We start from the raw sequence: 17,807 nt of genomic DNA, 5'->3' as shown, positions 1-17,807 counted from the left end.
CTATGAAAGGCAAATATGATGCTGGAAGCCATTACCTCTATCCGATATGTCTGGAATCCTTTGGCAATACCATTCTAAAAGTGGTCCCATGCCCCTCATAGGAAGTTAATTCTACTTTTCCGCCATGGGCTTCAACTATATTTTTTACCGTGAAAAGACCTAATCCCTGCCCTACTCCTGTGGAATTATTTACCTGATAGAGGCGAGAAAAGATTTTTGCCTGTTCTTCAAATGGTATAGCTTCCCCATGATTATGAACAAAAATCAGTACTGTATTATTCACCTCATTGGCTCCAATGGTAATTGGCATTTGAGTGTTTCCATACCTAATGGCATTTTGCAATAGGTTTCCGATAGCTCTTAGTATAGCATCTACATCCCAAAATCCACTGATCTGTACTTCAGGAAGATCAGACAATAAGGTGTACTTAGATTGAATAGTATTCGACTGAATAAAATCAGACAAGTGCGAAGTGAGGTTAGTTGGCGAAATCTGGATAGGAAACCCCTCAGAAGTGCTAACGAAGTTTATATTTTTGAGGCTATTAATTAACACTTCCGTCTTATCGGTATTCTTTTCCAGCAGGTTCAACACCGGGATCAGCTCCTCATCATACACCTTGCTTTTCAGTATATCCACTGCCAACTTAATGTTTGTAATAGGGTTTTTCATATCATGAGAAAGGCCTTCTATAAACTCGTTCCTCAAGTTATCATCACCCTGAAGCCTTTGGTAGTTATCTTCAGCCACCGTTCGGGCATCAGATTCAATCTGATTTCTAATCTGAAAGAATATTTCACCAGCTTGCTCTATCACCAAATCTATAGACTCCATAATCAGATTTCGATCCTTTACCGATACCTGACTCTGCAAATCTAATATCCGAAATATCGTTCGCTTAAGAATTCGATATTCTCTAATTACATGAAGTAATGAGTAGTTCTTGAACAAAGCTCTTAAGCGGCCATGCTCAATACTTTCATGCGTAAACTCTATGTTTTTATTTTCAAGAGCATCCGCCAAATTGTCAATTAACGTAGGGATATCGTTCGTTAAAGCCACATTATCATGCTCTTTAGAACCAGGAAGTTCTGTTTTAACCTCCTTCATCCAGTTATCAATTATAGAATCCTTATAATCTCTAATTAATTCGTGGGCTTTCATAGTATAGGCTGAAATGAATTATTAGTATATTAATATTTTCAACATTAATTAATACACTAATATATACATTGGTTATTATACCAGAAAATAAATGTCGTGATATTACTTATTGAATTTTACAAATCGCTTGACTTGAGCTTATAATAAATAACATATATAAACAAGCATAGATAAAATAATACCACTGCCACGGCAGAGAAACTCACATAATCCTGTATTTCTCGGAAAATATACCTTGGAAAAGGTATCTCTATCAGATTATTGATGGCGTGTAGCGGAAAATATTCTGTTATGAACTCAAGGTTATTAGGGAAAAAGGCTGCTACAATATATTCAAAAGGGCTATAGAGCAAAAGCATGAATACAGTGAGCGCTGACCTTTTAAATAAGACTGTGAGAAAAAATGCGAATACCAGATAAGTGAACAGATCCAGAAAATAGGCTAATACAAATTCTGATCCTTCTAGGATAGACGCATCTGCCAAATCTGAAGTGTAGATAAGGCCAGAAACAAGGCCAGTAAGAAACACTAGCACTGTAGACCCTACACTTAAAAGTAATACCGTAGACAGTTTAGAAATAAGAAAATCGGCTCTGCTCATGCCATCAATAATATTTTGACGAACCGTTTTATAACTGAATTCATTAGATACTGAAATCACCACTACAATGGCAAGGAAAATTTTCAGGAAAGAATATACCCAGGTGATATTCTGCCATACATCAGGAAAGTGAAGTACGGGAATCTTCATAGGATCGAACCTATCAAAATCAACCCCGGAGGCCTTTAACCATTTCAGAAATTCAATAACCGATATCGGTATACTCAGGATAAGAAAGCCATACAAAATATTCAGCACCCAAAAAGCTCTGTAATTGGCCAATTTCTTTAAATCTATTTTTAATAATTTAAGCATGATCTGATTCGGCTAATAATTCTAAAAATTGCTTTTCCAAGCTTTTTCGCTGTGTGACAAGGTGCGTAGCCACAATACCGTTTTCAAATAAAAATTTATTTAACTGACCGGCACTTGCGCCATCTTTTAAGGTTACTACCACCTGGTTTTCCTCCTCTACCAGCTTAGCAAGCCCTTCAAATTTGGCCATAACCTGTTTGAGATCAGCGCTTTCAGATCTTACCTCTACCAATTCAGCCCCTTTGGTAACATCTTCTACCCCACCAACATGAATCAGATTTCCTTTTTCAGTATGCAAAAATGGGTACATACTTTTTGCACCTCATCAAGGAGATGGCTCGCCAGGATTATGGTTTTGCCATCAGCGGCTATTTCTTTAATTAATCTTCTTATTTCTGCTATTCCTTGCGGATCCAGGCCATTGGTAGGCTCATCAAGAATCATAACTTCTGGGTCGCAAAGTAATGCTGAAGCTATTGACAAGCGCTGCTTCATACCTAACGAGTAGGTCCTAAACTTATCAAAACGTCTTTCATAAAGCTCTACCTTTTTAAGCACAGGCTCTATATTCGCTACAGGAGCTCCTTTTATAGCCGCTACAATTTCAAGGTTTTTGACTGCCGAGAGATAAGGGTAAAAAATAGGAGTCTCTAAAATAGCTCCCACTCGCTTACGCATTTCCTTAGTAGCCGGCTGACCAAACCAAGAGAAATCCCCATCGGTCTTATTAATTACATCGAGTAAAATACCAAGAGTTGTAGTTTTACCACTACCGTTAGGCCCCAGAATACCAAAAACACAGCCTTTCTGAATCTCCAGATTCAGTTTATTTACTGCTGTGAGGCGCCCATATCTTTTGGTGAGGTTCTTTATTTGAAGTACAGTTTCCAAAAGGTTTTGATTAAGATTTTACATGTTTATGAAATATACCTGATGGCGCTTGAATTTATTAGCTTTAACTCATCTACGGTATATTGAGAAGGTATAAGGCCAAAATGCTACTTGAACTCTTGCACTTTGGAGATGATACTGGCTAGCTTATTTAAAGGTACTGAGCCCTTTACGTCAAGTATAGAAAGTTTTTCATTATCAGTCATCAGAAATACCAGACCTGTAGTTACACCATCATCTTCTTGTATGTATACATTTACCTTCATTCCCTGGTGGCGCATGGTCATGAGCTCTTCAAAGTGCTCACTTTTATATCCTTTTACCAACTCATTGTAATCATTATCGCCCACATTACTCTTGGCCTTATCTGCTATAATGAATTTCATTTTATCAATATCCTTTATCAGCTCAGCAAATTCTTCACTGTCGTTTTGATTTAGCATCTTGAGTGTATTCTTATAAAAGAAGAAAACCTGGGCTTCCTCATGTTCTTTGGAGAATTGTTGAGTGGTTTCACTTTGCGCCTCAGAAAGCATTGGAAGCATTACAAAAGCCAATAAGAAAATAATCTTCTGCATAATATTTATAAATAGGTTATGCCTGACATAATACATGCCAGGCATTTCTTTAATTAACTAAGTATTTTACTTTAATCCCACTTTTCTCTGTTTTTTGCAAGGTAAGCAAGATCTTTCATGTTAAGGGTTCCATTTATGTTCATCACCATGAACTCATCATCTCCACTGATAAGCACTAACATGTTTTTTACCTCATTTTGGTTGCCTTGCGTAAGAAAATATACATGATCGCTACCATCTCTTACTGTCATCATTTCTTCATAATTTTCCTTCTTCAATGCAGATCTCATATCCACAATGTCATTATTGTTGAATCCGGATTTGTACAAAGGAATAGCTAAAAGATCCATAGATGTGATATTGTCAGCTATTCTAGCAATCACTTTTGCATCTTCATCATCTTCATCAAAAGAGGCTACCGAGGCCAATAATTCAAATAATCCATGATTTAAAGACACTACTTTTGCATCTTCATTATCCTTATACTTATCATGGAATTTTTGTACCGTTTTGCTTTGAGCAATCGTAAAACTTACACTAAAAATCAAAGCTACCGCTGTTACTGCTAATTGTTTCATAATTATTTATTTTGAGTTGTTAATGTGTTGTTGTTTTTATTTTGACCTGGAAGTAGGGCTAATTAGATTTTTGATCTCCAAGTTTCTCAAGTCCCTTAAGACCGTCTATTTCCATTGCCTTAGACATTTTAGCAATTTGTTTCAAATCAATAGTTCCATATAGGCTCAGTATGAAGAATTCCTTTTCACCTCCAATAACCATAAGAAGCTCACTAATTTTACTGCCGCTTTCTTTAATCATAAATTTCATGTTTGTATCTCCATCTCTTACTGACATAAGCTCATCATATCCTCCAGAAGAAATCAGCTTAAATGCCTCATCATAAAGCTTTTTAGCATTTGGGGTATCTTCTTTTGCCAAAATCTTAAGACCTTGAAGTTTAGAAATGGCATTCATAATCTCCTCATCCTCTTTGGTTTCGATTTCCAGATTAGTGAATAACTCAATCATCCGCTTATTAATCGATACATGTGTAAAACTATCGTCTGCTTCGTACTTGCTAAAAAACTTGCTGATAGCATCCTGCGCCTGAACGCCAGTAGCCATTAACATTCCTAATACCAATATTATAACTGATCTCTTCATCACCATTTTATTTATAATGTCTCTGTTTCTTTAATTTTTTCTTGCGCCTCATGAAATACGCCTACTTTTTGCACCTGCTTTTTACCTACATTCATATTTTTAGATAATAGCATTAGTGCTTTTTTCGTCTCTTCAAAAGCCTTTTCAGGATCTTCAAAAGTGCCCGTCATATAAGGGTCTATAGAATCCTTTTTATCTATATATTCCTGCTTCATAAAATAGCCGGCCGTGATTAAAATAACACCCACAGCAGCTACTTTCATCGCATTAAATATCAGGCTTACAACTTTTCCTTTTTTAGGAGCCTTCTCTGTTTGAAGCCTTTCTATAATATTATTATCAAAATCATCACCTAAATCTCCAACAGCCTCTTCCTTTGAAAAATAGGTAAACAATGGCGCAACAGACTTTAAATGCTCTGGAACCTCATTATTATTGAAGAACTCTTTTAGCTCCTGCTCTTCCTCCCCAGAAGTTTCGCATTCCCAATATTTCTCTAACAGTTGCTCTATTCTATCCAAGTCCATATGCATTGATATTTAATAGATTTTCCTTAATAGCCTTTCTTGCTCTAAACAGATTTACCTTCACCTGATTCATATCTATTTCCATAATGTCGGAAATCTCCTGATAGCTGTAACCTTCAACATCTCTGAGTTGAATCACCTGCCTCTGCTTTTCTGGCAATGCTTTTATGAAAAGGCCTATACTATTCATTGTGTCACTCATTTCGGTAGTTCTGTAAGGTGTACCTACATCACCACCACTGATATCAAAACCCTCACTTATAGGGTCAGTATATTTTTTATGTTTTGATTTGAGCTTATCTAAAGACAGGTTTCTGGTAATCCTCATGCACCAGGCCTCCATATTTTCCAGCTGGTTCATTTCTTCCCGCTTATCCCATACCTTAATAAGCACCTCCTGCACTACATCCTGAGCTTCTTCTTCATTTTTCAGGAAACTGAGCGCAAAACGATAAAGCTTATTCTTTACGGGTAATACCCTGATTTTAAATGCTTCCAAACTCATATTCACAGGCAAGACGACAGTGTTTCATGAATGTTACAAGACCAATGAAAAAAAATAAACATTTTTCATTCGGTACCATTCGACAACTAAATTAGGCTCATTTATTGGCATTTAAAAAAGCATGATTATACCTCAAATGAGTGTCTTAAATAGTTGTTTTTACTTATTTAGATTTAATATCTTATCACTTTGAAGGTGATTCTCCTAGTGCTGAAAATATTTGGCATTCCTGAGGTGAATGCATTATTGAAGATCAGAGAGGTATGTTTTTAATTTGAAAACCAGCCTTTTGGCTAATGCAGGGGAAAACTAAAAAAATCTGTACTATATAATAATGAAGAAGCCCCTTTCGAGGGGCTTTTTTATTGGGCTTTCAGAATCTGCTTATCCAGCACCACATACACCTGATCATCCTTTTTAGGTTTTACGATAGCCAAGCCTGTAAACTCACCAAAGGCCGGTAATAATCCAAATTCCTTTCCAAAGTAAAAACATGGCAGCTTTACTGACTGCCTGCCCTTACCCGTGAGCCTTACTCCCGGATGCAAATGGCCTGCTATATTATAAAGGTCTTCGCTTTCCGTTTCCATAGTTTCGTGAGACAAAGAAAATGGAGCAATGATAAGTGGCTCCTGATGAAGCTTAAGCTGATGTTTTAGATATTGGTATTCACTCATGATATCATGATTGCCAATAATGAGTTCAAACGATATGGCTGGAAAATATTTTAACACCTGCCCAAACACCTCCCATTCTTGATTATAGTGACTATGAAACAGATCACCCATAAAAATCACTCGCGCTGGCTGGCACTGATTTAAAACCTGAATCAGCTTTTCTATATTATGGTCATTCACCTGCTGCGAAACGGCAATACCAGACCGGCGAAAATGGTTGGCCTTACCCAAGTGTAAGTCCGCGATTAATAAGATTCTATGTTTCTCCCAAAAAAGAGCTTTTTCGGAGAGTAGAAGAAACTGCTCCCCTTTAATCTCAGCTACCATATTCCACTCCTAATTTTCCAGCTTCGTAATTTTCCACCGCTTTTTTTATTAAAATCACAAAAATAGTCAAGTTTTAATCGAAACTATGATAATTGTATTTGAAATTACTTAATTAGCGGTAATTTTGAATTTGAATTGAAATCTAGGCGATATGATCATACCTAAGGAACCAAAATTAACAGACCAACAGTTAGAAGAAATTAAGGAGATTGTCAACGAGTATAGTTGCAAGCTCCAGCCTATAGAAGGCCACCACAGAACTATTTATGCCTTATTAGGTGAAGAGAGAGAACAAGTTATGATAAACAGAATACTTGGGTTGGATTATATTGATCGATTTGATGCCATAGATTCTCCATACAAACTAATGGACATACACTCTGAGCTTGCTAATCATCAAATACGTGTGGGAAGCAGTATAGTGGGTGCAGAACCATTTATTATAGCTGGTCAGTGTACTATTGACCCTAACAATCCTAATTACTTCCTTGAGACAGCTCATGCTGTAAAAGAGGCAGGAGCCAAAGCCATCCGTGGTGGTGTTTGGAAGCCTCGAACTATGCCTTACTCTTTCCAAGGTGATGATAGATCTATAAAAACACTTATTGAAGCCAGAGAGCAAACTGGCTTACCTGTAGATACAGAAGTAATGGATGAGCACCAGCTTGAAGTAGCTCTTGAAGCTCAAGTGGATATCCTTCAGATTGGTACCAGAAATGCATTAAACTATTCTCTTCTTAAGAAAATAGGTGAAAAAACAGCTGGAACTCAAACTACAGTATTATTGAAAAGATCACGCGCTATGGGTCCGATTAACGAACTGATAGCTGCGGCTGAATATATTGCTGCCGGAGGAAACCCTAACGTAATGTTATGCCCAAGAGGTACTATTCCTCAAGTAGATGGCTACAGAAACAATCCTGATGAGAGCATTACTCCGCTTATTAAGGAAAAAACATGGGCTCCGGTAATTGTAGACCCTTCTCACTCTGTAGGCAGAGCAAAATATGTATCCGCTGCTTCTATGGCCGCTATGGCTTACGGTGCTGACGGACTGATTATTGAAACTCACGTAGACCCTAAACATGGTATTGGTGATGATCCTAAACAGTCATTAAAACCTGAAGAGCTGACTACACTGATCAAGAACATCAATATGATCTGGGAAGTGACTAAGAAGAAAGCTTTAGTCTAAAAACTAAAAAAAAGGCTGTTTCAAAAGTAGAATTCAGATGAATTAATGCCTCATCTGACTGAGAACTTACTTTTGAAACAGCCTTTTTTTTATATTAACTCCACTCCCAATCCTGGTTTATCCGTTACGGACATCCATCCATTTTCTATTTTAAAGCCTCCTGAAACGGCATCTTGCACAAGGTCTAGGCTTCCGTCAAGATCAATGTACTTAGTGTTAGAAAAGCAAAGTGCTGCATGAAGAGCCGCCGAGATACTTACAGCGCTTTCGTCATTACAACCCCACATCAGCTCTACTCCTGAAACCCTTGCAATGTTGGCAATCTGTATGGCCGGATATATGCCTCCTGACTTCATTAGTTTGATATTAAAGATTTTACTGGCCACTGGAGGAGATGCCAATTCAAACGCATTTTCAGGTGATTTTAAGCTTTCATCAGCCGCAATCAGACCTTTCACCTCATCGGGCAAGGCCTTCATTTCCATGATGTTTGAGGATTTTAAAGGTTGCTCTATCAGCTCTATATCTAAGGCTTTGGTATCATTAAAAAATTTGAATAAATCTTCTTTTTCATACCCCTGATTAGCATCCACTCGAATTTTCATCTGACTTGAAAACACCTCTCTGAGCTTGACCATTCTTTCAATATCCTCATCTACATCGTGCCCAGTCTTCACTTTTAAACACCTAAAGCCCATATCATAATATTCTTGAGCCTCTTCCAGTGTATCGGCCACATTCTTTATCCCAATGGTTACAGATGTCTCCATTTTATTGATTTTCTGACCTAAAAAGGCCGCCACAGGAACGCCCAGGTATTTACAAAAGCCATCGTGAAGAGCTATGTCAAGAGCCGCTCTGGCTGCCGGTGTCTTAGGAAATCTGGTCATCACCTCATGAAGAATACCATTAAACTCACGAATATCTCTTCCAATTAAAAATCGAAGATTCTCCTCAGAGAGCGTGTTCAGTGTATCATCTAATGATTCTCCTACCACCTGCTGACTTGGGTTGCCCGCTCCCATTCCATAGATGCCATTTTCCAATGTTAGCTTAACAAACACACTATCCACATCACTTACCGTTTTGAACGCTATGGTGTAGGGTCTGGTGTTTCCCAGATTCATGCGCCAAACATCAATACTCTTTATTTTCATATAATTTTATACCATTAAGAAATCTCTGCCTTTTCCAGGCTTAATTTAGAATTTATCAGATGCACTAAAGGTTGAATCCCCTGAGTTAACGGACTCACCACGGGAATAGAACATCGCTCGGTAAGCTGATCCGTATGATGTGCAATCTCAGTCTGGCTCATATCCGCAATATTTAAAGTCAAAGCCCAGACCTCACTCCCCATCAGCCTGATGATTTCAATATCTGTTGATGGATCTTTGATTCTATCCTGTAACTTTTCCAAGTTATGATATTTTTCTCTTATTGGATGATGCTGAAGAATGACTCCATCTAATTTAGCTGAAATTATAAATTCCGAACCACAAGGGCCACCCGGATTCAACAGGGAAGCCTGGCCCTCCACAATGATCACCTGAGGTTTTTCTTCTGTCCAACATTGATAAATGGCGTGCTCTATCTCCCCAGGGATAAAGTCATTGGGTGTGGCATCAAATATAAGACCGTACCTCGTGCCTTGCAGCCATCCGGTTTGCCCGGTATAAATCATCTGAGTTTTAATACCTGCCTGGTTGAGGGCATTGGTCAGCAACTTGGCGGTAGTTCTCTTTCCCACAGAGCAGTCAGTACCCAGGATAGCCAATTTCAAAGCCTTAACCTCCATAATTTTCCCACTCCAGAAGTGCAGTTGATCAAATTTCTTCGGTTTACGGATATCGTAAATATGAACTTGATGTTCTTCAGCAGCACTTTTCAATTCCTCCACTTCAGACAGTGGCTGGTGAAGCCCATTAACAATATTGATCCCAGAACTTAAGGCCTCGAGAATGACCGGATATAAACTTTGTGGCAGCACTCCCCCTTTGGTGGCCATACCAATAATGGCATAATCAGGCTTAATGCCAGCCTCGCACATAGAGGCTATGGAGCTGTAAATGGGCACGGAAGATACCAGCCCCAGCACCACATCCTCAACCGAATGCCCTGCAAATTTATCATCCACTATACATTTAATCTTGAATCGATTAGATTCTCTCAGTAATCCGTGAGTAGTTTTAGCATGAATGGTATCAAATAATCCACCAGTAATAATACAAGCTGTTCCTTTCAGAGCTTGGTGAAAGTCATTATCGTTTATCATAATTAAAGGCTTTTAACAAATTAAATTACGGCCGATTCTTTCATCTCAATAGTGCCATTACTGGCATCTACCTCTACCATGCAGCCTACCGGAATAGTGAATTTTTTACTTATATGACCGATCATAGCACCGCTATAGGCTGGAATTCCCAAGGGTTTAATGTAATGATCGATTACCTCTTCAAAAGTGAGTGATCCATATCCCTCCACCGGTGTGCATCGAGAGCATTTACCAAACACAAAGCCAGAGAGAACATCTAAAATACCAGCCAGCTTAAGCTGAGACATCATTCTATCTATCCGATGCATTTCCTCACCTACATCTTCCAGAAAGAGAATTTTGCCTTTCCAATCAGGTAAGTAAGCAGAGCCTACTAATGCCGACAATACGGACAGATTACCCCCTACCAATACGCCTGAAGCCTTTCCGGGATGTATAGTTCTAATCCGGTCTTCAGTTTGTACCAACTCATCAGCTCTTTTTGTAGGATTAGTAAAAGTGATAGCTTCTCCCTGAAACAGAATCCGTTTAAATGAATCCAGTGTAAAATCATTCCAATCTGAAGTGGCCACAGGCCCATGAAATGAAACCAGACCCGTTTTAACATAAATGGCCAGCAATAATGCTGTGATGTCACTATAACCAATCATGACTTTGGGATTCTTCCTAATTAATTCATAATCAAGAAGATCCAATATTCTGGCTGCTCCAGCACCACCGCGAATACAGAAAATAGCTTTGATCTCTTTATCCCTGAACATGCTATTAATTTCATCAGCCCTATCCTGATCGGTGCCGGCTAAATATCCATACCTATCATACAAATGCTCACTTGGCTTCACCTTAAAACCAAGGCTTTGCAAGGTTTCAATGGCTATTTCGTAAGGTTCTGTCTCATGAATCACCCCTGAAGGGCTTATGAGACCTACCACATCACCTTGCTTGAGCTTCGGAGGCTTGATTATCTTCTCTGATCGAATGAAAAATCTCTCCTTCGCAGTTAAATTGAAAGCAGGGGCCAGCGATAAAATTGCGGCCCCACCAATAAAGTTTCTCCTGGATGTCAAGGCTGGTTTAGTTTACGGTGATGGAGGTGGTTCGGTCTTTTGACAGACCATTTTGGTTCACTATCAACACTCTAAAATCAATTGTTTTGCCAGAAGTTGATGAGGGAATGGTATAAGGCAACGAAACAAGTTCGCTTCCCGCCTCTTCATCAAAATTATACTGATAAGGCATTTCCAGCACCAATGATTCTTCTCCACCTTCAACAGTAGAGTACAGCTCATAATGATCTATAGGATCTTGAGACCAATAATGTGTAAGTAAATTTATGCTACTATCTTCATCTACCTCTCCTTCCACCACAACCGACTGCACTACTGGGAAATGCTTATTTTCTGAGGTAGAATTATCATCTAAGAAGTACTCTTCCTCATAACATGAGGTTAAAGATGACAACACTAATACTGAGAATATTATATATAAAGTCTTCATTGCTAATTTGTTAGGTTGCTTAATTTTGATCTTTCCACATGGTATCTGTGAAATCTTTGATGTGAGCAAACAAGTTGGCTCCATTTCTATTGAGTTCGGAAATAGGGTATAAAGCACGTGTTGCTGGCTCATCACGGCCATCGTACTCAGGCTCTTCAAACCCCTTGTAAACATCAGTGCTAAATCCATACCTTCTCATATCATTCCATGTCTCAAAATTCAAAAACAAGGCTAAATATTTTTCCTTCATAATATGCTCTAGATCAGGAGAGCCTCCCATGTCTACATTAGGATCAGTGAGATAATCATTTTCATCACTTTCACTTACCCCAAGCATATCCATGTGAGCGCTGATGCCATCCAAATAAGCTTCGTTCGCCCTGGCTATATCCGTAGACAGAGCCATTTCTGCTTCTATGAATTTTAATTCAGAGTAATTCATCATAATTATGGGCGCATCCGCAGTGGCATACCAGGTAGATCTGGTTATTTCCGTACTATGAACAGGTGAATTAGAATCATAAGAGGCCAATCCTTCATAAGTAGGCTTTTCGCTCCCTGTAGTATCTGCTATGATGGGTAATCTCGGATCAAAAACAGTATACAATCGCCCGTTCATTAAATCGACCAGGTATTTACCATGAGTGATGGTCAGGTTTCCGGTTTCATTCGCTAGAGCAACTTTACTATGAACTGGGTTTAGATTGACATCATTATAAAAGAGTTGGAAATTATCGGCATTAGATTCAAAACCTTCATCAATCTCAGCTAAGATCTGTGCCGCAGTAAATACACCCTTCTGATGAAGATGCAGCATGTATCTTGCTCTCAATGAATGGACTAACTTTAACCATTTTGATAAATCACCACCATAAACCATATCATCCTGACCTGGCTCATTGAACGATTCTTCAGCCATCAAACCAGCTTCTGCCTCATCCAAATAGATGAAAATCATTCCATAAAGGCTTTCTTGAGAGTCATACTCAGGAGTAATGTTTTTAGAACCCGTGAGTGCCATTGAATAGGGTGCATCTTCCCATGAATCTGTAAGAATTCCTAGATTCAATGCTTGAAGAGCCCTTGCGATGCCCAAATAATGAGGCGACTCCTCCTCCTCAGCCTTATCCGCAATTACTTTCAGTGTATTTAAACTCTCCAGATAAATTCTAGACCAGTCCGCATCCATGGTGAACTCCGTGTAATATCCAGCTACATGGTCTACCTGATGCGTCACTCTAGATGCCGTATATATTGTGGAATAATGTGTTTCCGAAGTGGCCTCCAGAGCTGTAGGGAGCAAAGAACTTAAGTTTACCTGCTCCGCATCTACTTTATTTGGGTCACTATTTACATCAAGAAAGTCATTACATGAAAATGTAAAAAGCGCCATTATTAGTAATAAAAAGATATTTTTATTGATAAGTTTCATAGTCTGGTTTTTAAATTCCAAGATTTAAATGAACTGAAAAACTTCTGGTAGCAGGAGTCTTTAAACCAGTGTATCCATAGATATTGCTTCCACTACCGAAATAATTGGTCTCAGGATCATAGCCTTTCACCGGTGTACTTAAGAATACATTGTAAGCAGTTAGCGAGAGCTTGGCCGAGTTCAATCCAATCTTTCCAAGCAATTGATTAGGGAAATTATAAGACAAACTGATATTCCTTACCCTAAACCAGGAAGCATCCTCAAGAAGGACCTCTGCCGCATAATTATAGTTGGTAGTGGAGCGATAAAACGACGGCGTTATTTCTACAGGTGTAGTATTTGGCACATAATCGATTACCTCACCTTCTTCATCAGTAACTTCATTCACTCCTGTAAAAACTACCTCTTCAAATCGTCGCTCTGTTTCCTTCAACTGACCATTTCTCATACTATTCCTTCTACCCATATCAAGCACATCTCCACCCTTCTTCCACTCGAGCAATACAGATAGCTCAAAGCCTTTGTAGCGAAAAGTATTGGTAAGGCCAGCAGACCAGTCAGGAATTGCATTACCTGCTAACTGTAAACTATCCCAATCGACCTCAGGAAGGCCACTGTCATTTACAATTAATTGACCATCAGGGGCTCTACGATACACATAACCGTATAAATCACCGATTTTTCCACCTCTCACATACTTATTAGTGATACCGAAAGAAGAAAATAATTCAATTTCCTCAATGCCATCTGCTATTTCATTTACTTTTCCCTCCTGGGTGGACCAATTAAGGTTTACATCCCATGAAAAATCATTCATTTTGACTGGCGATGCGTTTAAACTCAACTCTATTCCTTCACTAGTCATAGAGCCGGCATTAGTAACAAATCTGGCGGCACCGGTAGTGTTGCTGATAGGCACTGACAAAATCATATCAGTAAGATCACTCTTATAATATGTAAATTGGATGCCAAGACGGTTCTGAACAAACCTTAGATCGGCACCAAACTCAGTAGTTTTAGTAAACTCCGGTTTCAGCTCCTCATCACCTATTAAAGTAGACTGACGAAAGCCCAAGGCATCTCCAAATGGAAAATTGGTAGCCTTTTGAAAGTATACTCCGGTTTGATAAGGTGAAGCATCTTTACCCACAATGGCATAAGAACCTCTCAATTTTACAAAAGAAATATACTCAGGGATTTCAAACATATCCGAAACTACCCAACTTAAGCTGGCTGCAGGAAAGAAATAAGAATTGTTCTGCTTAGGAAGAGTGGATGACCAGTCGTTTCGACCTGTAAGTGAAAGAAATAAATAGTTTTTAAAACCAAAGGTTAACTCTCCATATACGGCAGCATTTCTGTATCTGGTCTTATCATTTGCCTGATAAATATTTATAGCATTATCTAGATTATAAAAATTATCCAGAACAAGATCCTCACCACGAGTAGTAAGATAGTTCTTATCACTAATAAATAAATATTGACCCAAAACACCTGACAAGCTCATATCATACGGTAGATCATATTTAAACTGGGCAAATAGATTAGATGTAAATGAGGCACTTTTATTACGCTGCTCTACCACAAAGCCACCTACTTGAGAGCCTTCATCAGTTTCACTGTCAACTATCCTCGTACGCTCATCGCTGTATACATCTGTACCAACTTTATAGTTAAATGATAGCTGATCATTCCATTTATACTTTAGCCCAATTCCTGAAATATATCTATTTACATCATCAGTATATTTGTTATTATTTACCAAATACAGAGGATGATCAATAATACCGGCGAAGATATTATTGCTATAGTCATACGGCTCATCATAATGATTCACATCAGCTACTGTAGTAACATATCCAAGATTACTCAAAATTGACTTATCACCAACATGAGGCTTATTACCACCGGTATTTGCATATCTTATACTTGCAGTGGCTTCTAATCTTTTAGAAATATTTATACCCGTGGAAAAACTGAAATTAGTTTTTCCCCAGTCAGTTTTAGGAATAACTCCGGTTTGATAAAGTTTGTCAATAGAAAATCGGTAATTGAAAATATCATTAGCTCCTGCCACACTTCCACCAAAGCTTGACTCGGTACCCTTCTGAAAAAAATCATCATAAATGTCATGGGTAGGATCCGGAAGCTCAGGATTCACAGGTGCACCCCAGGTATCCCATAAATAGCCATTTCTTTTAGCTGTGGTTGAGTAAATTCCATCAATAAAGTTTCTCTGAACAGTTGGCGCCTTATTTACTTCAGACCATCCTGCCCCATAATACAGATTGATTTGAGGAGCACCTTTCTTACCCTTCTTCGTAGTGATAATTACGGCTCCATTGGCTGCTCTTATACCGTATAAAGCAGTAGCCTGGGCTCCCTTCAATATGGTCAATGATTCAATATCTCGAGGATTAATATCAATAGCTCTATTCCCAACGCTGGCTTGAGATTCAGAAGTTGTAGCATTTGAACCGGCACTCGGCAAAATAGGCAGCGCATCAACGTCATCACTCATTTCTATTCCGTCTATCACATATAGAGGTCTATTAGTCCTATTAGGATCCAGGGAGGTCATACCACGTATAATAATGTCAGCACCTGAACCAGGTGCGCCACTGGAGTTACGAATTGTAACACCTGCCACTCGTCCCTGAAGAGTGTTAACAATATTAGTCTGCCCACTATTTTCAATAGCGGTTTGGTTTACCTGCTCAACAGCATATCCTAAGGCACGCTTTTCCCGGGAAATCCCCAAAGCCGTTACTACCACCTCATTCAATTCAGTGATATCTGGGGTCATGGTGAAATCAATTTTTGAGCGACCCTGGATAGACACTTCGGCAGTTTCGTAGCCGATAAATGAGAAAATTAGTGTGGCCGCTTCATCGCTTACCTGCAATGTATACTTGCCATCTACATCTGTAACGGTACCGGTGCTACTCCCCTTTATTAGCACTGAAACACCAGGCAAAGCCTCTCCATCTTCGGTAGAAACCTGACCATTTATGGTTTGCGACTGGGCTAAACCCAGGTGCACCGAGAGCACAAATAGCAAGAATAATAAATAAGTAAAGAACTTCTTCATAGGCTGGTTATTAGTTAGTTGCCTACTAGTTATACAGGGCAGATATAAATTAAAAACCGTCAGATTATTTTTAAATATTCATTCAATTAATTGATAATCAATGATTTATGATTTAAATTAAGTCAGATATGCGTCATAAGATTGTTATAAGTAATAATATGACTTTGAAATGATTAGAAATACGGTTATGTTTCTTAATAAATAATTCATTTTCAGATAATAATGATCCCGTCCAGAATAAAATCGGAGATTGAAAATTCTCCATCACTCTTGCAGGTTACAGGAGTTCCCGCCAAAGGGTTGGACTGGAAAAATTGCACCCGAACAGTATTTGAGAGAATAGCCCGAAGGATCAATCAGGAGGTAACTCAGCAGGTGATCAGAAACACCTATTTGGTGAAAGATTTCTTGCTATTTGGGGAGAATGAATTTGACAACATTAAATTCAGATATAAGCTCAGCTCTATGGATGATTTTGTTGATCTCTTGAAATCCATGAATCAACAAAGACCTTATAACTGGATCAGTGGTAAAACACTGCAATGCTATTGGAATTACAGTAATGCCAAGGATAAAAAGCTCAATGTGCTGCTTTCTTTTTTAGGCATTCACAGCAATGATTGGGATAGTTGGAAAACCAGTTCGAATGGAAAACCTACCTGGCATAATGAAAAGAACAACAACGGCACGCTTTACCTGTTGCGAAAACATTTTGTAGGGCACTATTTCCGTTATTATCAAAAATCTGACAGAAGCCCGGTGCTCATAAAAACACCTTTTATTATTAAAGAGCATTCGGAAGAGATAGTGATGGTAGAAACCAAAACTCTGGGCCACAGATACAAGAGCACTTATATGGTAATCAGAGATGGAGCCTTATATATAGAATGTGAGAATCTGGACTGGAATGAAAAAGAGAATTATATATTCAATCTGGGTTTTGAAACCAACCCGGAAGTGATTAGTGGAGTTTCAAACACACTTAACAGAAAGGGGCATGCCATTGCCATAAAAAACTTACTTCTAAAACAGCGAGTCCCCTATAATTATGATCAATACGAAGGTGTGGAAATCCCCTTTGATCAGGCTCTGGATGAAGCCTCTGAAGATTTCCACATCCTTAATTTCTTTAGATCAAGTTCTGATAATATCATCACCACCAATTACATTCACTCTTTGGAAGAGCTGAATAGATTGGCATCACTTAAACAAATTGATTAATAATATTGCTTAGCTGATGCTTCGGTGTAGCGCCACTTTGTTTCCAGATAACCTTTCCGTTCTTAAAAAGAACAAAAGTAGGCACACCACTTATTCCATATGTAAATGCTGCATGCTTGTTAGCATCTACATCTACCTTTATTATGCGAGCTTTTTCTCCCATTTCTGATTTCAACTCACTTAAAACCGGATCCATAGCCTTACACGGGCCACACCAACTAGCAAAAAAATCTACTAACACCGGCTTATTACTATTTATTAAATCTGCGAATTTCGACATAGCTTTCTTATTTACAACTACTTAACAATCACCACCTAAAAAAGTATACGTCATTCACCGACAAT

Annotated in this window: 19 protein-coding genes; 2 read left to right on the top strand and 17 right to left on the bottom strand. The window is 38.6% G+C overall.

Going from position 1 to position 17,807, the window contains the following annotated elements:
* Window positions 1–37: 37 nt before the first annotated feature.
* From LVD16_RS10225 to pdeM, 10 genes are all read right to left on the bottom strand, one after another.
* Window positions 38–1,165 (bottom strand): sensor histidine kinase, encoded by a 1,128-nt coding sequence (locus LVD16_RS10225; protein WP_233773838.1) that lies wholly within the window; start codon window positions 1,163–1,165, stop codon window positions 38–40.
* A 116-nt stretch (window positions 1,166–1,281) separates the two neighbouring features.
* A complete protein-coding gene (locus LVD16_RS10220; RefSeq protein ID WP_233773837.1) occupies window positions 1,282–2,082 on the bottom strand; it encodes a DUF2705 family protein in 801 nt (266 codons plus the stop codon).
* Complete coding sequence (locus LVD16_RS10215; RefSeq protein ID WP_233773836.1) at window positions 2,075–2,380, bottom strand: hypothetical protein; 306 nt, start codon at window positions 2,378–2,380, stop codon at window positions 2,075–2,077. The genes LVD16_RS10220 and LVD16_RS10215 overlap by 8 nt, the downstream gene beginning before the upstream one ends.
* A complete protein-coding gene (locus tag LVD16_RS10210; RefSeq protein ID WP_233773835.1) occupies window positions 2,356–2,973 on the bottom strand; it encodes an ABC transporter ATP-binding protein in 618 nt (205 codons plus the stop codon). Before LVD16_RS10210 ends, LVD16_RS10215 begins: the two co-directional genes overlap by 25 nt.
* A gap of 107 nt (window positions 2,974–3,080) precedes the next feature.
* Window positions 3,081–3,551 carry a DUF4252 domain-containing protein gene (locus LVD16_RS10205; RefSeq protein ID WP_233773834.1) on the bottom strand — a complete coding sequence of 157 codons (471 nt, stop codon included), beginning with the start codon at window positions 3,549–3,551 and terminating at the stop codon, window positions 3,081–3,083.
* A gap of 71 nt (window positions 3,552–3,622) precedes the next feature.
* Complete coding sequence (locus LVD16_RS10200; protein ID WP_233773833.1) at window positions 3,623–4,129, bottom strand: DUF4252 domain-containing protein; 507 nt, start codon at window positions 4,127–4,129, stop codon at window positions 3,623–3,625.
* 58 nt (window positions 4,130–4,187) lie between these two features.
* Complete coding sequence (locus LVD16_RS10195; RefSeq protein WP_233773832.1) at window positions 4,188–4,715, bottom strand: DUF4252 domain-containing protein; 528 nt, start codon at window positions 4,713–4,715, stop codon at window positions 4,188–4,190.
* A gap of 11 nt (window positions 4,716–4,726) precedes the next feature.
* Window positions 4,727–5,242, bottom strand: coding sequence for a PG0215 family putative anti-sigma factor (locus LVD16_RS10190; RefSeq protein ID WP_233773831.1), 516 nt, complete (start codon window positions 5,240–5,242; stop codon window positions 4,727–4,729).
* On the bottom strand, window positions 5,229–5,747 hold the full coding sequence (locus tag LVD16_RS10185; protein WP_233773830.1) for a GFO_1088 family ECF-type sigma factor: 519 nt from the start codon (window positions 5,745–5,747) through the stop codon (window positions 5,229–5,231). The genes LVD16_RS10190 and LVD16_RS10185 overlap by 14 nt, the downstream gene beginning before the upstream one ends.
* A gap of 362 nt (window positions 5,748–6,109) precedes the next feature.
* On the bottom strand, window positions 6,110–6,751 hold the full coding sequence (gene pdeM / locus LVD16_RS10180; RefSeq protein ID WP_233773829.1) for a ligase-associated DNA damage response endonuclease PdeM: 642 nt from the start codon (window positions 6,749–6,751) through the stop codon (window positions 6,110–6,112).
* 151 nt (window positions 6,752–6,902) lie between these two features.
* Between pdeM and LVD16_RS10175 the strand changes: the two genes are divergently transcribed.
* Window positions 6,903–7,946, top strand: a complete 1,044-nt coding sequence (locus tag LVD16_RS10175) for a hypothetical protein (RefSeq protein ID WP_233773828.1) — start codon at window positions 6,903–6,905, stop codon at window positions 7,944–7,946.
* 89 nt (window positions 7,947–8,035) lie between these two features.
* Here LVD16_RS10175 and LVD16_RS10170 read toward each other — a convergent pair whose 3' ends face one another.
* Genes LVD16_RS10170 through LVD16_RS10145 form a run of 6 tightly spaced genes read right to left on the bottom strand, consistent with a single transcriptional unit; the run spans window position 8,036 to window position 16,241 of the window.
* Window positions 8,036–9,103, bottom strand: a complete 1,068-nt coding sequence (locus LVD16_RS10170; RefSeq protein ID WP_233773827.1) for a mandelate racemase/muconate lactonizing enzyme family protein — start codon at window positions 9,101–9,103, stop codon at window positions 8,036–8,038.
* Between the two features lie 14 nt (window positions 9,104–9,117).
* Window positions 9,118–10,221, bottom strand: coding sequence for an N-acetyltransferase DgcN family protein (locus tag LVD16_RS10165; RefSeq protein ID WP_233773826.1), 1,104 nt, complete (start codon window positions 10,219–10,221; stop codon window positions 9,118–9,120).
* Window positions 10,222–10,241: 20 nt separating this feature from the next.
* The gene (locus tag LVD16_RS10160; protein ID WP_233773825.1) at window positions 10,242–11,288 is read right to left on the bottom strand and encodes a S66 peptidase family protein; all 1,047 of its coding nucleotides are present in this window, start codon (window positions 11,286–11,288) and stop codon (window positions 10,242–10,244) included.
* Window positions 11,289–11,295: 7 nt separating this feature from the next.
* Entirely contained in the window at window positions 11,296–11,718 is a 423-nt protein-coding gene (locus LVD16_RS10155; RefSeq protein ID WP_233773824.1) for a hypothetical protein, read from the bottom strand.
* A 19-nt stretch (window positions 11,719–11,737) separates the two neighbouring features.
* Window positions 11,738–13,150 carry a SusD/RagB family nutrient-binding outer membrane lipoprotein gene (locus LVD16_RS10150; RefSeq protein ID WP_233773823.1) on the bottom strand — a complete coding sequence of 471 codons (1,413 nt, stop codon included), beginning with the start codon at window positions 13,148–13,150 and terminating at the stop codon, window positions 11,738–11,740.
* 10 nt (window positions 13,151–13,160) lie between these two features.
* Window positions 13,161–16,241 (bottom strand): SusC/RagA family TonB-linked outer membrane protein, encoded by a 3,081-nt coding sequence (locus LVD16_RS10145; protein ID WP_233773822.1) that lies wholly within the window; start codon window positions 16,239–16,241, stop codon window positions 13,161–13,163.
* 222 nt (window positions 16,242–16,463) lie between these two features.
* On the opposite strand from LVD16_RS10145, the gene LVD16_RS10140 reads away from it, so the two are divergent.
* The gene (locus LVD16_RS10140; protein WP_233773821.1) at window positions 16,464–17,462 is read left to right on the top strand and encodes a hypothetical protein; all 999 of its coding nucleotides are present in this window, start codon (window positions 16,464–16,466) and stop codon (window positions 17,460–17,462) included.
* Here LVD16_RS10140 and trxA read toward each other — a convergent pair.
* Window positions 17,446–17,742 (bottom strand): thioredoxin, encoded by a 297-nt coding sequence (gene trxA, locus LVD16_RS10135; RefSeq protein ID WP_233773820.1) that lies wholly within the window; start codon window positions 17,740–17,742, stop codon window positions 17,446–17,448. The genes LVD16_RS10140 and trxA overlap by 17 nt on opposite strands.
* Between the last annotated feature and the right edge of the window lie 65 nt (window positions 17,743–17,807).

Origin of the sequence: Fulvivirga ligni (assembly GCF_021389935.1) — a bacterium.
GTDB lineage: Bacteria > Bacteroidota > Bacteroidia > Cytophagales > Cyclobacteriaceae > Fulvivirga > Fulvivirga ligni.
The sequence above is the reverse complement of the archived record's forward strand: the minus strand, read 5'-3'. Positions and strand labels throughout refer to the sequence as shown.